Here is a 16,207-nt window from a genome sequence, read left to right on the forward strand (position 1 = left end):
AATTTTTTCTTTTAAATTTTCTGACGATCCAAAGAAAAAGCCCACTGAATAGCTGTCAGCGGGCTTTTTATGTATTCAACAAGAAACCTTTCAATTACTGCTTGGCATAGCCACGAAGCTGTTTTTTCACCCAATCCATATCCGATTGCAGCGAAGCGGTCTCTTTCTGAAGATTCTCGTTAGTCGCCCGAAGTTTTGCATTTTCGGCTTTCAGCTGATTCACCTCTTCGATGAGTGCTTTAATCGCAATCAGGTTGACGCCATCAAAATCGGCCTGATTGATGGATTTATCTTCGCCAATCGTTCCCACGTCATCCTTACCAAAGGCCGCGTAGAAATCCTGAGCCATGGGGCCGTAGTGACGGTACTGCTTGGCATCCTGACCTTTGTAGTTCCAGGAACCGAGTCGCATCTGACTGATTTTTTTCAGGAACGAAGCACCATCGGCCGCACGGAAGTTTTCCTTACGGGTCGAATCTGAGATGGTTTGCCAGGCATTGCCATTCGGAAGAACTTGTACGCCTACCGATGCAATGGCATCCGTAAACAACTGATAGCCGCCAGCAAAACGGGTCATAAATTGGTTCGGGGCAGTAGTTTGAAGATACGGATTAGAAGTGTTTGAAGAAGAAGCATCGCCTATAATGACGCTTCCCCTATTACCTTGCCCCGTACCTACAGCATTACCTAAGGCCATACTTCTTTCACTGGATGCATTTACTGTCCGGCCTATGGCATATGCGTAATTTCCAGGACTAGTTGCAGTAGAACCTATAGCTACGGAAGACTGGCCTTCAGCAGTTACGAAACGCCCTAAAGCTATCGAATACGGGGTAAACGTTTTAGCATAAAAACCCACAGCGAGCGAAGCCTCGCCAAGAGCCGTAGAATTAAGGCCCAAAGCAGTGGAAGCTCGACCAGATGCCAGAGTAGCAGAACCGACAGAAAGGGCAGCTCGACCATTAGCAATCGTGACTTCTCCTAACGCCGTAGCATAAGCACCACTGGCTTCCGTTCCAAAACCCATGGCTACGGCAGAGCTATCCGTAGCCTTTACTGAAGTACCCATAGCAATCGCACCGTTAGCGGTAGCTAGTGCTTGCTCGCCCGCAGCCAAAGAAATACGGCCATTGGCTTGGGTATCTTTACCCAAAGCGGTGGAATATTCTCCTCGGGCGTAATTAACGTAGCCCAGTGCGACTGAATAATTACCGATTGCACTATTACCCAATCCCATGGCTACCGAAGAAAGTCCGGAAGCAGTTGATATGGTTCCGAAGGCCGTAGCCCCCTTTGCACTTGCAACGGTATACTCTCCCCCGGCAAAAGAATTTTCTCCTACTTTCTCATTACGCCAGCCGTCAGTACCAGCCAAGCCAGCACGAAAAGCACCTTTAGTAGCATACCAAACGAGTTTTTTCCTTACTAAAGAAACCGTGTCATCTCCAAATAAAACCGTTTTGCCCGGTGCAACGTGAAAAAAAGCTTGGGGAGAAGAAGTACCGATACCCACTTGGGCGTACGAAGAAAGAGTGGCAGCCAAAAGGCCCGCCGTAAGTAAAAGGTGTTTCATAGGTGCGTTAGTTAGGTCAAACCCTGGACAATGGGTCCAAATATAGAATAGACGTATACACCTTTTTAGAGTACACAAAGAAATATTTTACGAAGCCTTCTTCCAGGAAATTAAGCGTTCCTCAAAGGATTAACCTTTGTTACCCACTATCTTGCCAGCGGCTACCAACGCCCTATTGCTGTGTTTCTAAAACTATTCCATAAATCCGACGCCGTCCCCAGTGAAACCGAATTGCTTGAGCAGTATCGGCAAACGGGTGATTTGCGGATACTGGGGCAGTTGTACGAGCCGCACATGGAAATGCTGTACGCCGTTTGTTACAAGTACCTTTCCAGCGAAGACGCCGCCAAAGATGCCGTCATGCAGGTCTTTGAAGAACTGGTACACAAAGCCCGTACGCACGAGATCAGTAACTGGAAAAGCTGGCTGCATAGCGTAGCCAAGAACTACTGCTTGATGCAATTGCGAAGCCGCAAAGAATTTGTTGACGCCGAACGTATGGAATCGGAGGACCGTTTGCATCTAGTAGAAGAAGCACCCGAAGAACCGTTGCCTTTGCAGGAACTGGACGATTGTCTGAAAAAACTCAATCGCGAACAGCAACAAACGGTATCGCTGTTCTTTTTACAAGAAAAAAGCTACCGACAGATTGTCGAGGAAACGGGTTACGAACTCAATCAGGTCAAGAGTTATTTACAGAACGGTCGGCGGAATCTTAAACTTTGTATGGAAGCCCAGGTAGAGCGATTTTCCTAGTACCTAATCAAGCATGGCAGCAACCCAAATCACCGCAGAATTGCTCCGCCGTTACGTGGCGGGTCAGGCATCGGATGCCGAGCAGCACGCCGTTGAGCGAGCCGCTTTGGAAGATCCGTTTGTGGCGGATGCGTTGGAGGGGTTTCAGGCCATGCCCTCGCCCGTACCCACTGATTTATCGCAAAAACTCTCGGCCCGTATTGCTTCGCCCCGGCCCTTCACCGTTATCTATGGCCGTCGGGTCGCCGTAGCCGCTGGCTTAGTCGGCGTACTGGCTACGGCCTACGTACTGCTCACGAGTATACCGCAAACATCGCCGGAGACACCAGTCGTAGCCACCAAATTGGCTCCACTGTCCTCGCCCGCCCTGGCGGATACATTGAAAACGGAGCAACCGGCTATTGCCCTTCAGGCGAAAGTAAAAACAGAACTAAGGGCAAAGGCTCAATCCAAATTCCGAGCACAGCAGACGCCTGAGTCTTCTCCCGATACGCTGACGATTCCTCCGGCTACGCTCGATGAACAACCCATCATGGCTAGCCGTATGATGATTGAACCTACGCGAGCCCGGGTAGTCCCCCCTACCGATACGCTGCTTTCGGGTACCGGTCAGCTCAAAGCAACCGCCAACCAGCCGACCGTAATGGCCCGCAAAAAGGCGGCACCCTCGCGTGAAACGGGTTCGGTAGCCCGGCTAAAAAGATCGGAAATTACGGGAGAACTGGAACTGGAAACCGAAGCTGATTACGCCGCCCGGACGCGTGATTCGGTTGTAGTAACCGAAGTTCCTACCGTACCGCCGCAACCCCAGGGCGGTATGGAAACGGTGCAAGCGTATCTGCTCGAAAAGAGCCAGCAACGCCTGCAGGGAGCTCTACTGGAAATCAGCTTCCGAAAAAATGGTTCGATTAGCCGCGTACGATTCCTGAAGAATCCGGGTCGGGTTTCCCGCCGGGAAGTACTGCTCTGGTTGCAGCAAGGTCCTCGCTGGCAGGCGGCTTTTACAGCCCAGGGCTCAGTACCTTTCACGCTGAAACTTTCCCTTTGAGCATAAAAAATCCCTGTTCCGGTAAAGGAGAACAGGGATGTATGTTTCGTAACTTCGCTTACTTCGACAGTTCCGTGGAGCGTTTCTGGGCGGCGTGTAAACCCGCAATCAGCGATTCGGCCAGATGATTTTCTTCGAACGTTTTCAGGGCCGCTTCGGTTGTACCGCCTTTGGAGGCTACGGCTTTGATCAGCTCATCGAGACTTTTATCGGCTGTCTGAATCAGATGATACGAGCCTAACATGGTTTGTTTGACGAGTTGTGCCGACAGACTTTCGGGGAAACCCATTTGCTTTCCGGCTTCAATCATCGCCTTTACCAGATAGAAAAAGTACGCGGGTCCGGAGCCACTGACGGCGGTAACGGCATCCAACAGACTTTCATCCTCCAGAAATACCGAACGTCCCGTGGCATTGATGAGGTTTTCGACCCGGCGTAAATTCTGAATATCGACTTCTTTCGCCGCCGCAAAAGCCGTCATTCCCATGCCCAGCATAGCCGGGGTATTGGGCATGGCCCGTACCACCAGCGGGTGATCGAGCACGGTCTGAATTTTCTGAATGGATACGCCCGCCATAATACTCAGGACCACCTGATTGTACCGGATAACGGTTTTCAATTCCGCGTGTACGCCCGCAAAATCCTGGGGTTTTACCGCCAGAATAATCAGATCGGCTTCACTGATTCGAGGTCCAATGGTATCCACAACGACCCCCGTCCGCTCAGCCCGGAGTGCCTCGCCGCGTTCGGCCGATTTCTCGATCAGAAACAGGTTTTCTTTTTGAACCAGATCGTACTGAATAAAGGATTTGGCAAAAGCCATTCCCATATTCCCACACCCAATAATGGCAAGCTTCATAACAGAGGAAAGATGATAGATGAAAGACGTTATCGTTTCATTTTGGAGGTTTTGATACTGGCAATGAGAAGCTTTTGAATCTCTTCGCAATCTATTAAAAAGGAATTTGCCAAGCGATCTTCCAGTAATTTACTGTCCCTAAGCAGGGAAAGCCAGTAATGCGTCTCACTAGCCTCCTTATTAGCAATGGCCAGCTTATGAATAAAATCGGGTCTACTTTCAGCCTGTTCAGCTTCGCGAATAAGAGCACCAATGGCCGTACCACTTCTCAGTACCTGCTTTGAAAGGACGTATTCTTTCTGCTCGTCCCTGAGAAAAGAATACAGTTTGATGATACGCAGAGCAAAAGCATAAGATTTTTGGTTAGCGACTTTCTCTTTCATACAAGAAGCAGGCTAAATTTGAGTAAATATACCCAGTCCTAACCTTAGTCACTATCCTCTCACCTCTTTACTCTACTTATCTACTTAGGGCATTAACTCCTTCAACTTGGCCTCCAAGGCCTCGCCGCGAAGTTCCTTGGCGATGACCTTCCCCTGCGGATCGATGAGTACCGTGAAGGGAATGTGCTGAATCCCGTAATCAATGGCCGCGGCGGAATCGAAGTATTTCAAATCGGATACCTGGGTCCAGGTCAGACCATCTTTTTGAATGGCATCCGTCCACATTTTCCGGTCTGAGTCCAGCGATACGCCGTAGATTGTAAAGCCTTTGTCTTTATACTGGTTGTAGAGGCGAACCACGTTGGGGTTCTCCCGACGGCAGGGACCGCACCAGCCCGCCCAGAAGTCGATGAGTACGTATTTACCGCGTAATGAAGAAAGCGAGACAATCTTCTGCTGCGGATCGGGCAGGTTGATTTCCGGAGCCGGACTACCAATACTCAGACCTTTCCGACTGGTTTGTACCCGACGCACCGTAGCGATAAAGGCTTTGTAAATCTTAACGTTAGGTTTTTCTTTCTCAAACCGATCGGCCAGTTGTTCGAATACCTCGAAATCCTGTTCCTGATTCAGAAAATTGGTAGCGTACAAAGCCGCCAGTGAAGAGCCCATTTCGGGCAGTAAGGCCTTGACCTTGGTTACCATGTCGGTTTGCCCCTGCTCGAACTGCTGCTGAATTTTCTGCTGAGCCGTTTTATCTTTCTTCTGGGTAGCCTGTTCGTACGACAAATTCAGTCGATCCACCTGATTCTTGAAAGCGGCGGCCATGGCATTGAGCTGATCGTAGTAAGCCATGTTTTTCGAACCTGTCACCTTCGTTGCCTGCGGGGCCTTTACGTCAGCCTCTACCTGCAGATTCTCACTGCCTTCCAGCAACAAAATAACCGGTTTGCTTCCGCCGAGCAATAAGCGGTAAAAACCACCCCCATCGAGTACTTTCCCTTTCATTTCGAATCCCTGACTCGTAATCACGGACGAATCAATAGATACGGGCAAGCCGCGATCATTGACGATCTGCAGGTAGGCTTTTTCGTTGACATTCGGGTTTCGTACCTGTCCCTGAATATGGTAGGTATCCTGCTGAGCGAAACCCGTCAGCGTCGATAGGAAAAGAATCGTGGAAAAAATCAGTTTCATAGCGTACTAGCGTCTAACGATTGGGCTACGAGCTGATTGGTTACTTTCGGGTCGGCCTGGCCTTTCGACTTTTTCATGACTTCGCCCACGAATAATCCAATCAGTCCCTTTTTGCCTTTTTTGTATTCCTTGACCTTATCGGGCCAGGCTTGTAATACTTCATCAATCAACGCCTGAAGTACGTCACTATTGCCCTGTTGCAGCAGTTGCAAACGTTCGGCCAGTGCCAGCGGCGAAACATCAGGGGTCTCAATCAGCGCCGGGAACAGCTTTTGAGCCGCTGCCGAGTGACTGACTTTGTTTTCTTCTACCAGTTGAATCAAAGCAGCCAGTGTCTGCGGAGTTAACGGAAATTCCGTCAGATCCTGCTTGCTTTCGTTCATCCAGGTACGAACGGAACCCATCAGCCAGTTTGCAGCCGCTTTTGGAGTCGTTCCGGCGGCGATCAGCGCCTCCAGATACGCAACCGTTGCTTTCGATTCGGTCAGCGACAAAGCATCGGCTTCGCTCAGTCCGTACTGCGTCGTGTAGGTTTGAACGAGCTGGCGGGGCAGCGTCGGCATCTGGCTACGGATGCTTTCCAGCTGTTCGTCCGTAATGAGGATAGGTACCAGATCCGGCTCGGGGAAATACCGATAATCGTTCATCGTTTCCTTCACCCGCATGCCGTACGTCCGACCCGTTTCGGGATCGAACATCCGCGTTTCCTGAATGATGGTTTCGCCGGCTTCCACCATGGCTACCTGCCGCTCGTATTCGTACTCGATGGCTTTTTGCAGAAAGCGAACCGAGTTCATATTCTTCACTTCCACCTTCGTACCCAGCACCGGATCGCCGAACTTGCGAACGGAGATGTTGGCGTCGCAACGCAAACTACCTTCCTCCATGTTGCCATCGCAGATGTCCAGGTAGCGAACCAGCTTCCGTACCTCCGTCAAATACGCGCCGGCTTCTTCGGCCGAACGCATCGAAGGGTCCGATACGATTTCAATGAGTGGGGTTCCGGCCCGGTTGTAATCGAGCAGGGTATCGCTGGAATGTTCGTCGTGAATGGATTTGCCCGCGTCTTCTTCCAAATGCGTATGGTGCATCGGAATGGCCTTTTCCTGCCCATCTTTTCCCTTAATCCAGATTTCACCACCGATACAAATCGGATGTTTGTCCTGAGAAATCTGATAGCCTTTCGGCAGATCGGGATAGAAATAGTTTTTCCGGTCGAATACCGTACGGCGGGCAATCTGACTATTGGTTGCCAGTCCGAAACGCACGGCCAGTTCTACGGCTTTGGCATTCAGCTTGGGCAAGGTGCCGGGATGCCCCAGCGTGATAACGGAGATATTCCGGTTGGGCAGGGAGCCGAACTGGTTGGCATCAGCCGCGAAAATTTTACTTTCGGTCAGTAACTGGGCATGGACTTCCAGACCAATGACCAGCTCGTACTGGGATTTAATCGACGACACGGTAGGCTATAATGGATCAGAACGCAAAGGTACGCTTTTATGGGGAAAGGCTTTAGCCCGGTTCCGAATTCAACGGTACCGGGCTATGGGTTCCAGGGGCTACTCGTCGCGGGCCATGTCGCGTTTGACGTCTTTTTCTTTGATGTCCTGACGCTTATCGTGCAGTTTTTTCCCTTTGGCCAGAGCAATATTGAGCTTGGCAAAGCCGCGATCCGAGATGAACAGACGCGTCGGGACAATCGTTAGGCCCTGGTCTTTCAGCTTACCCACCAGGCGACGGATCTCCTTTTTCTGAAGCAGTAACTTGCGATCCCGAATGGGTTCGTGGTTGTAGTGGGTCCCTTCTTCGTACTTGGAAATGTTCATGTTCCGTACGTAGAGCTCATCGTTGAGCAGCAGACAGTACGCATCAGTGAGGTTGGCTTTGCCCTGACGAATGGATTTAATTTCGGTTCCGGATAAGATGATACCCGCCGTGAAGGTTTCTAAAAACTGGTATTCAAAGGAAGCCCGGCGATTTTTGATCTCGACGTGCTTCTGTATTTTCTCTTTTTCTGCCATATCGGTTCCTGTAATAGCCGGCCTATCCTTCTTTGGCCGGTTCTTTTTCACGAAAAAAAGTGGACCTCTAGCCCAGCGGCGTGAATTGATTCCAAAGATAGCTTTCGAATAGACAACTTGACGCGTTTCTGCTGGGCCCGACCGGTTTCTACGCTGGACCGTAGCCGGAAATAAACAATCATTTATTCGTTCCAGAAACGCTGAATATGCTGGTGACAGAGTTCATGCACCGGATAGCGGGCACATTCTTTCGCCAGTCGTTTGACGTTCCGGCGGTAGCTTCCCTGCTGCACTACCTCATCCACAGCCTTTTTGATCTCACGGGCTGTCGCCATTTCCGTTTTCAGGCGAATACCCAGCCGGAAATACGCCACCCGGGCGGCAATCTCATTTTTCCCTTCGTGCAATCCCGTCGCTACGATAGGTACGCCGTGCTGAACGGCGGCCAGCGTACTGGCGTAACCGGCGCTTGTCACGAATACGTGCACCTGCGGCATGAGCGCCTGAAAATCCACGTAATCTTCCAGTACAAAATGAGTCTGCGGAAACTGTTGCCGCAACTGCTGGGTCTGGTGTCCGCCCGTAGTGGCAATCACCAGCGTAGAGAGATCGGAGGTAAAAGCCTCCAGCGTTGGAATCAAGAGCTTTTTCGGATCAGGCTGATGCAGGCCCTGGGATACCAGCACGACGCGCTGGTATCGTTTCGGACACACCCGTAGGGGCCCTGACACGGGCATTACCGCCCGGTACGGAAAAAGCGGCCCCACAAACTGAACGTTCGCACTCAGATCCCGGCGTTGGTATTCGAAGCCCGGTACGCCGCATTGCAGATATACATCCGCTTCCCGCAGGACCGCATCCGGACAAAAATCCCGACTGGCGGGTAATCCATACTGCTTTCGCAAGGTATTGTAGAGCTGCGTAGAAGGCTTGAAAAAGTAGTTTCGAACCCAGTACTCAAGCAACCGCTGGCGACTTTTACTGAGCAGCGACTGAGCGGGTTGCCAGCCTAAGCCGTAGGGAGGAGCATCCCTTGAAGAAACGCCGAGCGGCCCCAGCCCGAATACGCCCACGGGAACCTTGAAAATGGATTTCAGAAAAGGAGCCGCCATAAAGGCCATGTCGCACAACACCGCATCGAAGGGAAACTGTGCGTAAACGGCTTTCAGATCGGTCAGAAAATCAGGAATGGGAGCCAGGAAGCGGTGGGTCAGATCGAAACGCAAGCGGGTGAGCGTACGTGTGAGCTTTTGACGTTGCGGCCAAACCTGGTTGACTTCGGTAGCAGGCACCTCCGTAGCCCGCTGAAAAGGGTAAAAGCCTAAGCCGAGTTTAGTAATGAGCGACTCATAACTCGGACCCGTATACCAGCCCACCTCATACCCCTGGGATTGGAGGTATACTGCCAGAGCCGTCAGCGGTCTTACGGAGTCGGGGGTTGTCGCTACTAATAGTTTCTTCGCATTCATTCCTGAAATTCAACAGTTCAGCAAACCTACACCACCTTCCGGCAGGCTAGTCAGGCAGCCTGACTGAACTGTTTAAAAGAGAACATGAACTGTAGCGTCCATCCATCGTCCAACAAAAAGCCCTGGCATCAGCGATGTCAGGGCTTTTTGAGTAATGAGGTTAAAGAGCTTATTTCTTTTCCTCTTTTTTCTCTTCGGTTTTGGGCTGCGTCGCCTTGTATTCTTTGTTGAGACCTTCGATCATTTTTTGCGTAATGTCGAGTTTCGAGTCTGCAAATAGAATTCCGCCACCTTTCTGATAACCCAGTACGTATTGGTACTTATTATCGTTGTTGTATTTTTTGATGTACTCGAAAATGTTGTCGTACAGCTTTTCGGTTTGATCCGCCCGCTCTACCGACAGGTCATTCGCGGCTTTCTGACGGTAGTTTTCAAAGTCAGAGGCCTTCTTCTGTAATTCCAGTTGTTTAGCCTGAGCTTCAGCGGCTAACATACCACCGGCCCGTTGTTGGAAAATCTGAATTTCACGTTGGATGGCTCCGCCTTTCTGGTTGAGTTCCACGTCGAGTTGCGTACCCTTCTGTTCGAAAGCTTTCTGAGTATCTTTAAAGAAATCGTAGTTATTCAATAAGGAATCGGCATTTACATACACGATGGCCCGACCGTCAGCGGTCACGGCGGCACTATTGCCACTCGAAGCGCTACTATCGCCTTTAAAATGCAGGTAATACAAAACGGCCACCGCCACGACCAACACGGCATTAAGGGCTAACGAAAGGTTTTTCACTGAGTCTAGCTGGTTTGATTAAACAATTAGGTCGGCAAAAATAGCCAATTGCCCCGAAGTGGCAAGCTCGGTTGCACGCAGTATTTCAGGAATTTACGTAAGACTACCAATAGGCTTGTGCTTTTTCGGCGGGGGAAGGGTTCTTGGGGAAAACCGCCTGCCGTACCAAATACCCACTCAGGGAGGCCATTCCACCCAGCAGGGCTCCACTCCAGGTCGTAGCCGTCAGCAAGCCAATGGTACCAATCCCCCGAAAAAGTTCACTGATCCGGTCCGTTAGAATTCCCCCCGACCGAAGGTGTTCGTAGTAAGCCATACCAAACCAGAGCAGGGCGGTGGCGAGAAAACCGTTTAAAAAAGCTTTACTCCCGCTCTTGCCTTTCCAGGCCGAAATCAGGAACGGTATGATGACAACGGACCACCAGGGAAGAAAGTACTGGACCATTGCGGAAAGTAAAATCATCAAAACGAATTGCATAACGAACGTTTTAATACTGGTAAAGAGTATCCGGCCTTAGCGTTTACTGATTTTCAGCGTACTTAACACCTTAGGATGGTTTTCATCAATGGCTTTCAGGTACACGAGTTCATTGAGTTTGCCTTCCGCCCAGGTGTTGACCATATTGTCGTAATACGGGCTACCGGGATTTCCCGACTGCCCACCCGGATATATACCGTAGGCCTTGGGTCCGTCTTTTCCCAGAGCCACCACCATTCGCCAGGAAGGTCCCCATTTACCCCGGAAGGCATTCGGCACATCGGCACCGCCGCCCGCTACGACGTTGCTGCGACCAAAGGATTTCAAGGGAGGTACCAAGTGAGCAATCGTCGAACCTTTGACCGCTCCCCAAGCCCAGTTTTTCGAGGAATAGGTGCCGTACTGGCGGGTGAGCGAATCGACGGTCGCTTTGAAGCTAAGTCGGATAATATCCGTCTGGTTCTCTTTTACGTCCGCCGTTTCGACGCGATCAAACCATTTGGAATCCGGTTCTTTTAAAATCAGTTGCCAGAGCCGGTCCTTTTGCGGGAGCTGCAAGGGCTTTTTCGCATCCGTAGTAAATTCATCCCAAACGAAGAAGGGAAGGTTTTCCACCCATTTCTCAAAAATGGTAGGAGCTACGGCCTGCGTCGTATACTCATAATCCCACTGTTTCAGAGCCGTATACGTTGAATATTGGGCGGCATTGAGATCCCCCATCTTAATCTGCTCCAGTAAGGTGGGTAGCAAATCTCGGGCTAATACATTGTACGTATCGTTCTGTAATAAACGAAGGCTGTCAACGGTAGCCTGCTCCATGGCTTCCAGTCGTTCATTAATCCGAATGGCTCGGTTCGCCTCCGCAAACCGCCAGTGTAGATAATACGGATACGAATCATCGGTGGGGGCCTGATTGGCCGAACTTACGTAGCCCTGTTTAGGGTTTTTTACGTGCGGATTATGGGCGTGGGGAATCCAACCCTGCCAATCGTGAGCCGCTTTCGAACCGTCCAGCAGGAACTTACCCTGTTCTTTCCATTTCAGCGGAAACTTTCCGTTTACCCAGAGGGCAATGTCGTTTTCATTACTGGCGAAGACAAAGTTTTGAGCCGGAGCAACGTAATGACTCAGAGCCCGTACGTAATCGTCGTAATTTTTCGAGCGGTTGAGCATGTAGAACGTTTTGACGGGATTACCCGGCTCATGAGCAATCCAGCGAAGGGCCAGATTTGGCCTGGGATCATTCCCCCAGCGGGGCAGTGCCACGGGCCCATGATGCGTATACACCACGGTATCAATGACGGATGGTTTGTCTTTGACTTTGATTTCCTCAACCCGGAAGTCGGTTTTATACCACTGCCGTCGGTACAGGTATTCACGCCGGGTCGAATCTTTAAAGACGATGGTGTACAAATCAGCCACATCGGAGCCGACATTGGTTTCACTCCAGGCAATGTCGTGGTTGAATCCAATAATAATGCAGGGAGCCCCCGGCAGTGATACGCCGTAGGCATTGCTTTCGGGGGTCGATAGCTGAATCTGATACCAAATGGAGGGGAGCGTTAAGCCCAGGTGGGGATCACCCGCCAGAATGGGCAAACCCGTAGCGGATTTCTCGCCCGCAATCGCCCAGTTATTGGAGCCGATACCCTCTACCCGCTCGGGCCAGGAAAGGGGTTCCTGCACGGAAGCCGTCCCTTCGGCATAGTCTTTGGGTACTTTGGGAAGGGGACTGCGTTTAAATTTCCATTTCGTTTCTTTAGGGATGATCGGACTTTCACGGTCGGCGTAATCGGGATATAAATCCTGGAGTACCTCCAGACCAAACTTTTGCAGCACATTGGTCAAGGCCGCATCGCCGTCGCGGGGCGTGGCCAGCGTATGCGTCATTTCCACCATCAGCAGCATAGACTTTTCGGGCGTCCAGGCTTCGGGCGTGAAGCCCAGCATTTTGTACTCAATGGGGTAATCAGCGGGTCGTAAATTGGACAGATAGGCATTGATCCCGTCACTGTAGGCTTCGATGACCCGGCGAATTTTCACGTCCTGCTGGACAAACTTCCAGGCTTCTTCGGCGGCTTTGACCGAACCCGTCCGGCGTTTGTACAAATCCAGGGGCAAGGCCTGCTCGCCCACTACTTCACTCAGGCGTCCGGCGGCGGAACGGATCGTCAGATCCATTTGAAACAGGCGATCCCGGGCCGTTACGTACCCTTGGGCGTAGTATAAATCGTGATCATTCTCGGCGAAAATGTGCGGAACCCGGTTATCGTCGTAACGAATAATGACTTCTGACTCAACGCCCGGCAGGTGTATTTCGGCGTCGAGCATCTGGATGCGTCGCTCATTACTCCAAAATCCCGAAAATGGACTTAAGAAGGCCCCCAGGGCAGGCAAAGGACTAAATGAAGTGCCCAGAGCCCACAACAACCCACCCGTCAGGGCCAGACTAAGAACCGCTTTCTTCATGTCGATGTACTGTACGTGATGTAAGAATACAAACGTAAGGGTTCTGACGGCAAGAAAAAAGAGTTTTTCTAGGGGATTCGGTACGTTACTCGGCAGGCGTATTACTTGGCGATTACGGCCCGCGTCGCATTTCTACGGCCTCACTTGCCCATCCATTTTTTAAAATCACTTACTTTTTCGCGGCTAACCAACGCTTCTTTTTCAAAGACTGGTTTGAGCCCCAGAGCCAGCCGATTGCCAAAATACGGTTGAATCTGTTCGACACTCGCGTGCGTAACGATGACGCCCCGACTGATTCGAAAGAACAAATCCGGATCGAGCATGTCGGTGAGTTCGTCGAGGGTATAGTCCACCAAAAACTTCTGTCCGGAATGGGTTTTAAAGAAGCTGAATCGCTCGTCGGTAAAGAAAAAGGCAATTTCAGCTACCTCTACGGATAACAGCCGTTGCCCCTGCCGTACCAGAAATCGCTTACGATATTCTTTCGTCTGCAACTGATTTCGCCAGACCTGTAGTACCTGATCCAGGTTAAACGGTAAGGAAGGCTGTGCACGAGCCGACAGATCATGGTACTTGCGAAGCCCGCGTTCGAGTTCTTCCCGCTGCACGGGCTTAAGCAGGTAGTCGATGCTATTGACTTTGAAAGCCTGCAGGGCGTATTCGTCGTAAGAAGTGGTAAAAATGATGGTACTGAAAATATCGACCTGTTCGAAGATGGCGAAGCTCTGTCCATCGGCCAGTTCAATATCCATGAAAATCAGGTCCGGCTCGGCATTCCCTTGCTGCCGGTTGCCTTCAATCCAGTCAACGGTTTCTTCGATACTCGCCGTCGAGGCCAGTACCGTTAGGCTGGGTTCGATTTCCTGTAACAAGCGAACCAGCTTGCGGACGGCTAATTCTTCATCTTCAACGATTAAAACGTTCATACTTCAGATACATTTTCAGTGAATAAAGGCAACAGAATTTTGAAGTGGTCGGGACCGTTGGTAATCTGCGGTTCCGGTTGATCGAGTAAGCGGTAACGGGCGGTAATGTTCGCTAGGCCTACCTGGGTCGATTCAACGACGCCTGGACGTTTGGCTTTAGTTTGTAAATTATTGCTCACCAGTAATTCGCCCGTGGGGGTTGTTCCAATGTGGATGTACAGGGGCTTGGTAGCCAGGATGACGTTGTGCTTCACCGCATTTTCCACCAGCATCTGAAGAGTCAGGGGTGGCAACTGGTACTTGAGATACGCTGGATCGACGGCTACATCCAGGTGTAACCCAGCTCCGTACCGAGTTTTGAGCAAGTGGTAGTACGAACGAATGAAGGCCAGCTCTACCGAGAGCGGCGTTAGCTCACGTTCGCTGGTTTGCAAGAGATAGCGGTAGACTTTCGCCATTTCATTGACAAAATCTTCGGCTTTTTGCGGCTCGTCGGCAATCAGTGACGAGAGCGAGTTCAAACTATTGAAGAGAAAATGGGGACTAATCTGGCTCCGCAAACTCTGTAATTGCCCTTGTAAACGGGCTTTTTTGAGCGTTTCCTTATTTTTCTGACTGGCCTGCCATTGTTCCAGGGAATAAAACACTTCATAAACAAAGACGAAGGTTAGCAGACAAAACACATCCCAGGCATACAGAAAAACGAGCGTGGGAGGCGTGACTTCCATACCAAACATCCGCTCAAACAGGCGATTCCAGGTAGGAATAACCCCTTGATTCGCCCGCATGGCTCCCAGCGATAATTCCGTATTGAAAAAGCCCCCTACGGCAAACGTCATTACGTAGGAATACAGAAAAAACGCGGATAAACCCGTGAAACACAGCGTCGTCCAGACAATTCGTTTAATGGTCTGCCGTAAATGCGGATACTTCCGGGTAATGCGATCGGCGACCTCGTTATGGGCTAGAAAAGCGAGTGTACTCAGGATCCCGACTACCAGTGTACCACCCGCAAACGTCGACCCCGTTTGCAGGTAGGGTTGCCCAATGAGCAAATACGCCATCAGGGGAATAATCCAAGGGGCGATGAAGGCGTACATCCAGCGACTTCGTGCCGTGGGAAAGCAGCGATGAATCAGCTCTCTCATACCAATGGCAATAAAGGAAGTTCGACGGTATACCGTTGATCTTCCACCGACACCTGTACCGATTCACCCTGTAACAAGTGATAACGAGCCATAAGCATCGACAGTCCAGCTCGGTTGAGGGGAATAGTCACGGAGCGTTTTTGCAGGGAATTACTCACCCGTAATAGCGTAGGCGAAGTCGCCCGAATCTGAATGGATAACGGTTGTTGGGCCAGTACTACATTGTGTTTGATGGCATTATCGACCAGCGTCTGAAGCGTCAGTACGGGTAGGTACTGCGTTCGGGCGGCCTCGCAGACGTCCACTTCCAAGGCAATAGCCGATCCGTAACGCGTGTGAAGCAAATACGAGTAGGCTTGTAAAAACCGCAGTTCGGCTTCCAGCGTGACCAGTCCGCCGCCCGGCGTAGCCATCTGCCCGGCTTGCAACAGGTAGCGATATACGGTCGCCATCTCGTCCACAAAACGTTCCGCCTGCCGCGGATTATCGGCAATGAGTACGGACAAAGAATTTAAGCTATTGAACAGGAAGTGGGGATTTACCTGCTGTTTTACTTCTTCAAGCTGCATTTGTAACTGCTGATGTTCAAGGGCTTCGAGTTCTTCCTGATGAATCCGCCACTGCGTAAAGGCATACACGCCCTCGCTTACCCCGGCCAGTAAAATGTTCATACACGTCATCGCCGCTAGTACCCACGGAGCCTGTGCGGGTTTGTAGGAATAGCCGAACCACTGCGTAGCACCCAACGCATACATCAACTGCTGCCCCAGAAAGAAGTTAATGCCTACAAACAAACTGATCATGCTACTCAGCCGCAGAACGGACTGGTGCGGATGCGGGAAATACACGCCAATTTGCTGAGCCAGCCATTGTAGAAAAAACGCATCCAACGCGTTAAAAACGAACATAATCAGGGAAATGCCCAGCAGGTTCGTCCAGCTAGCCCAGTACAAGCTTCCCCAAAACAGGTAACAGAATACGGGCGTATACACGACAATCAATAACCAGAGCAGGCCACCCCTGAACAAATTGCGTTGTTCCAAAAAAGGAAATAATCGGGGCATAAACGGGTCCTGATTTTCAAACTTCGGTC

General features: G+C 50.8%; 15 protein-coding genes. 2 read left to right on the forward strand and 13 right to left on the reverse strand.

Annotated features, from left to right (window positions below):
• Positions 1 to 94 precede the first annotated feature (94 nt).
• Positions 95 to 1,573 carry a tail fiber domain-containing protein gene (locus ACOJTG_RS08680; protein WP_420153453.1) on the reverse strand — a complete coding sequence of 493 codons (1,479 nt, stop codon included), beginning with the start codon at positions 1,571 to 1,573 and terminating at the stop codon, positions 95 to 97.
• 180 nt (positions 1,574 to 1,753) lie between these two features.
• Here ACOJTG_RS08680 and ACOJTG_RS08685 point away from each other — a divergent pair, with 180 nt between their 5' ends.
• Positions 1,754 to 2,329, forward strand: a complete 576-nt coding sequence (locus ACOJTG_RS08685) for an RNA polymerase sigma factor (RefSeq protein ID WP_420153454.1) — start codon at positions 1,754 to 1,756, stop codon at positions 2,327 to 2,329.
• 13 nt (positions 2,330 to 2,342) lie between these two features.
• On the forward strand, positions 2,343 to 3,377 hold the full coding sequence (locus ACOJTG_RS08690; RefSeq protein ID WP_420153455.1) for a hypothetical protein: 1,035 nt from the start codon (positions 2,343 to 2,345) through the stop codon (positions 3,375 to 3,377).
• A 58-nt stretch (positions 3,378 to 3,435) separates the two neighbouring features.
• Here the strand turns inward: ACOJTG_RS08690 and proC are convergent, their stop codons facing one another.
• The 12 genes from proC to ACOJTG_RS08750 form a co-directional block, all read right to left on the reverse strand.
• Positions 3,436 to 4,236 (reverse strand): pyrroline-5-carboxylate reductase, encoded by an 801-nt coding sequence (gene proC / locus ACOJTG_RS08695; protein ID WP_420153456.1) that lies wholly within the window; start codon positions 4,234 to 4,236, stop codon positions 3,436 to 3,438.
• A gap of 29 nt (positions 4,237 to 4,265) precedes the next feature.
• On the reverse strand, positions 4,266 to 4,619 hold the full coding sequence (locus ACOJTG_RS08700) for a four helix bundle protein (RefSeq protein WP_420153457.1): 354 nt from the start codon (positions 4,617 to 4,619) through the stop codon (positions 4,266 to 4,268).
• A gap of 84 nt (positions 4,620 to 4,703) precedes the next feature.
• A complete protein-coding gene (locus ACOJTG_RS08705) occupies positions 4,704 to 5,816 on the reverse strand; it encodes a redoxin domain-containing protein (RefSeq protein ID WP_420153458.1) in 1,113 nt (370 codons plus the stop codon).
• On the reverse strand, positions 5,813 to 7,276 hold the full coding sequence (gene gatB, locus ACOJTG_RS08710) for an Asp-tRNA(Asn)/Glu-tRNA(Gln) amidotransferase subunit GatB (protein ID WP_420153459.1): 1,464 nt from the start codon (positions 7,274 to 7,276) through the stop codon (positions 5,813 to 5,815). Before gatB ends, ACOJTG_RS08705 begins: the two co-directional genes overlap by 4 nt.
• A 99-nt stretch (positions 7,277 to 7,375) precedes the next feature.
• Positions 7,376 to 7,837, reverse strand: coding sequence for an SsrA-binding protein SmpB (gene smpB, locus ACOJTG_RS08715; RefSeq protein ID WP_420153460.1), 462 nt, complete (start codon positions 7,835 to 7,837; stop codon positions 7,376 to 7,378).
• Between the two features lie 182 nt (positions 7,838 to 8,019).
• Positions 8,020 to 9,306 carry a nucleotide disphospho-sugar-binding domain-containing protein gene (locus ACOJTG_RS08720; protein ID WP_420153461.1) on the reverse strand — a complete coding sequence of 429 codons (1,287 nt, stop codon included), beginning with the start codon at positions 9,304 to 9,306 and terminating at the stop codon, positions 8,020 to 8,022.
• Between the two features lie 169 nt (positions 9,307 to 9,475).
• A complete protein-coding gene (locus ACOJTG_RS08725; protein ID WP_420153462.1) occupies positions 9,476 to 10,093 on the reverse strand; it encodes an OmpH family outer membrane protein in 618 nt (205 codons plus the stop codon).
• 103 nt (positions 10,094 to 10,196) lie between these two features.
• Positions 10,197 to 10,571, reverse strand: a complete 375-nt coding sequence (locus tag ACOJTG_RS08730) for a hypothetical protein (protein WP_094814773.1) — start codon at positions 10,569 to 10,571, stop codon at positions 10,197 to 10,199.
• A 36-nt stretch (positions 10,572 to 10,607) separates the two neighbouring features.
• A complete protein-coding gene (locus ACOJTG_RS08735) occupies positions 10,608 to 13,040 on the reverse strand; it encodes a penicillin acylase family protein (RefSeq protein WP_420153463.1) in 2,433 nt (810 codons plus the stop codon).
• 140 nt (positions 13,041 to 13,180) lie between these two features.
• The gene (locus ACOJTG_RS08740; protein WP_104714853.1) at positions 13,181 to 13,966 is read right to left on the reverse strand and encodes a LytR/AlgR family response regulator transcription factor; all 786 of its coding nucleotides are present in this window, start codon (positions 13,964 to 13,966) and stop codon (positions 13,181 to 13,183) included.
• Positions 13,963 to 15,114, reverse strand: coding sequence for a sensor histidine kinase (locus ACOJTG_RS08745; protein ID WP_420153464.1), 1,152 nt, complete (start codon positions 15,112 to 15,114; stop codon positions 13,963 to 13,965). Before ACOJTG_RS08745 ends, ACOJTG_RS08740 begins: the two co-directional genes overlap by 4 nt.
• Positions 15,111 to 16,178 (reverse strand): sensor histidine kinase, encoded by a 1,068-nt coding sequence (locus tag ACOJTG_RS08750; protein ID WP_420153465.1) that lies wholly within the window; start codon positions 16,176 to 16,178, stop codon positions 15,111 to 15,113. Before ACOJTG_RS08750 ends, ACOJTG_RS08745 begins: the two co-directional genes overlap by 4 nt.
• Positions 16,179 to 16,207 lie beyond the last annotated feature (29 nt).

The sequence above is a fragment of the Siphonobacter sp. genome (genome assembly GCF_048595215.1).
GTDB lineage: Bacteria > Bacteroidota > Bacteroidia > Cytophagales > Spirosomataceae > Siphonobacter.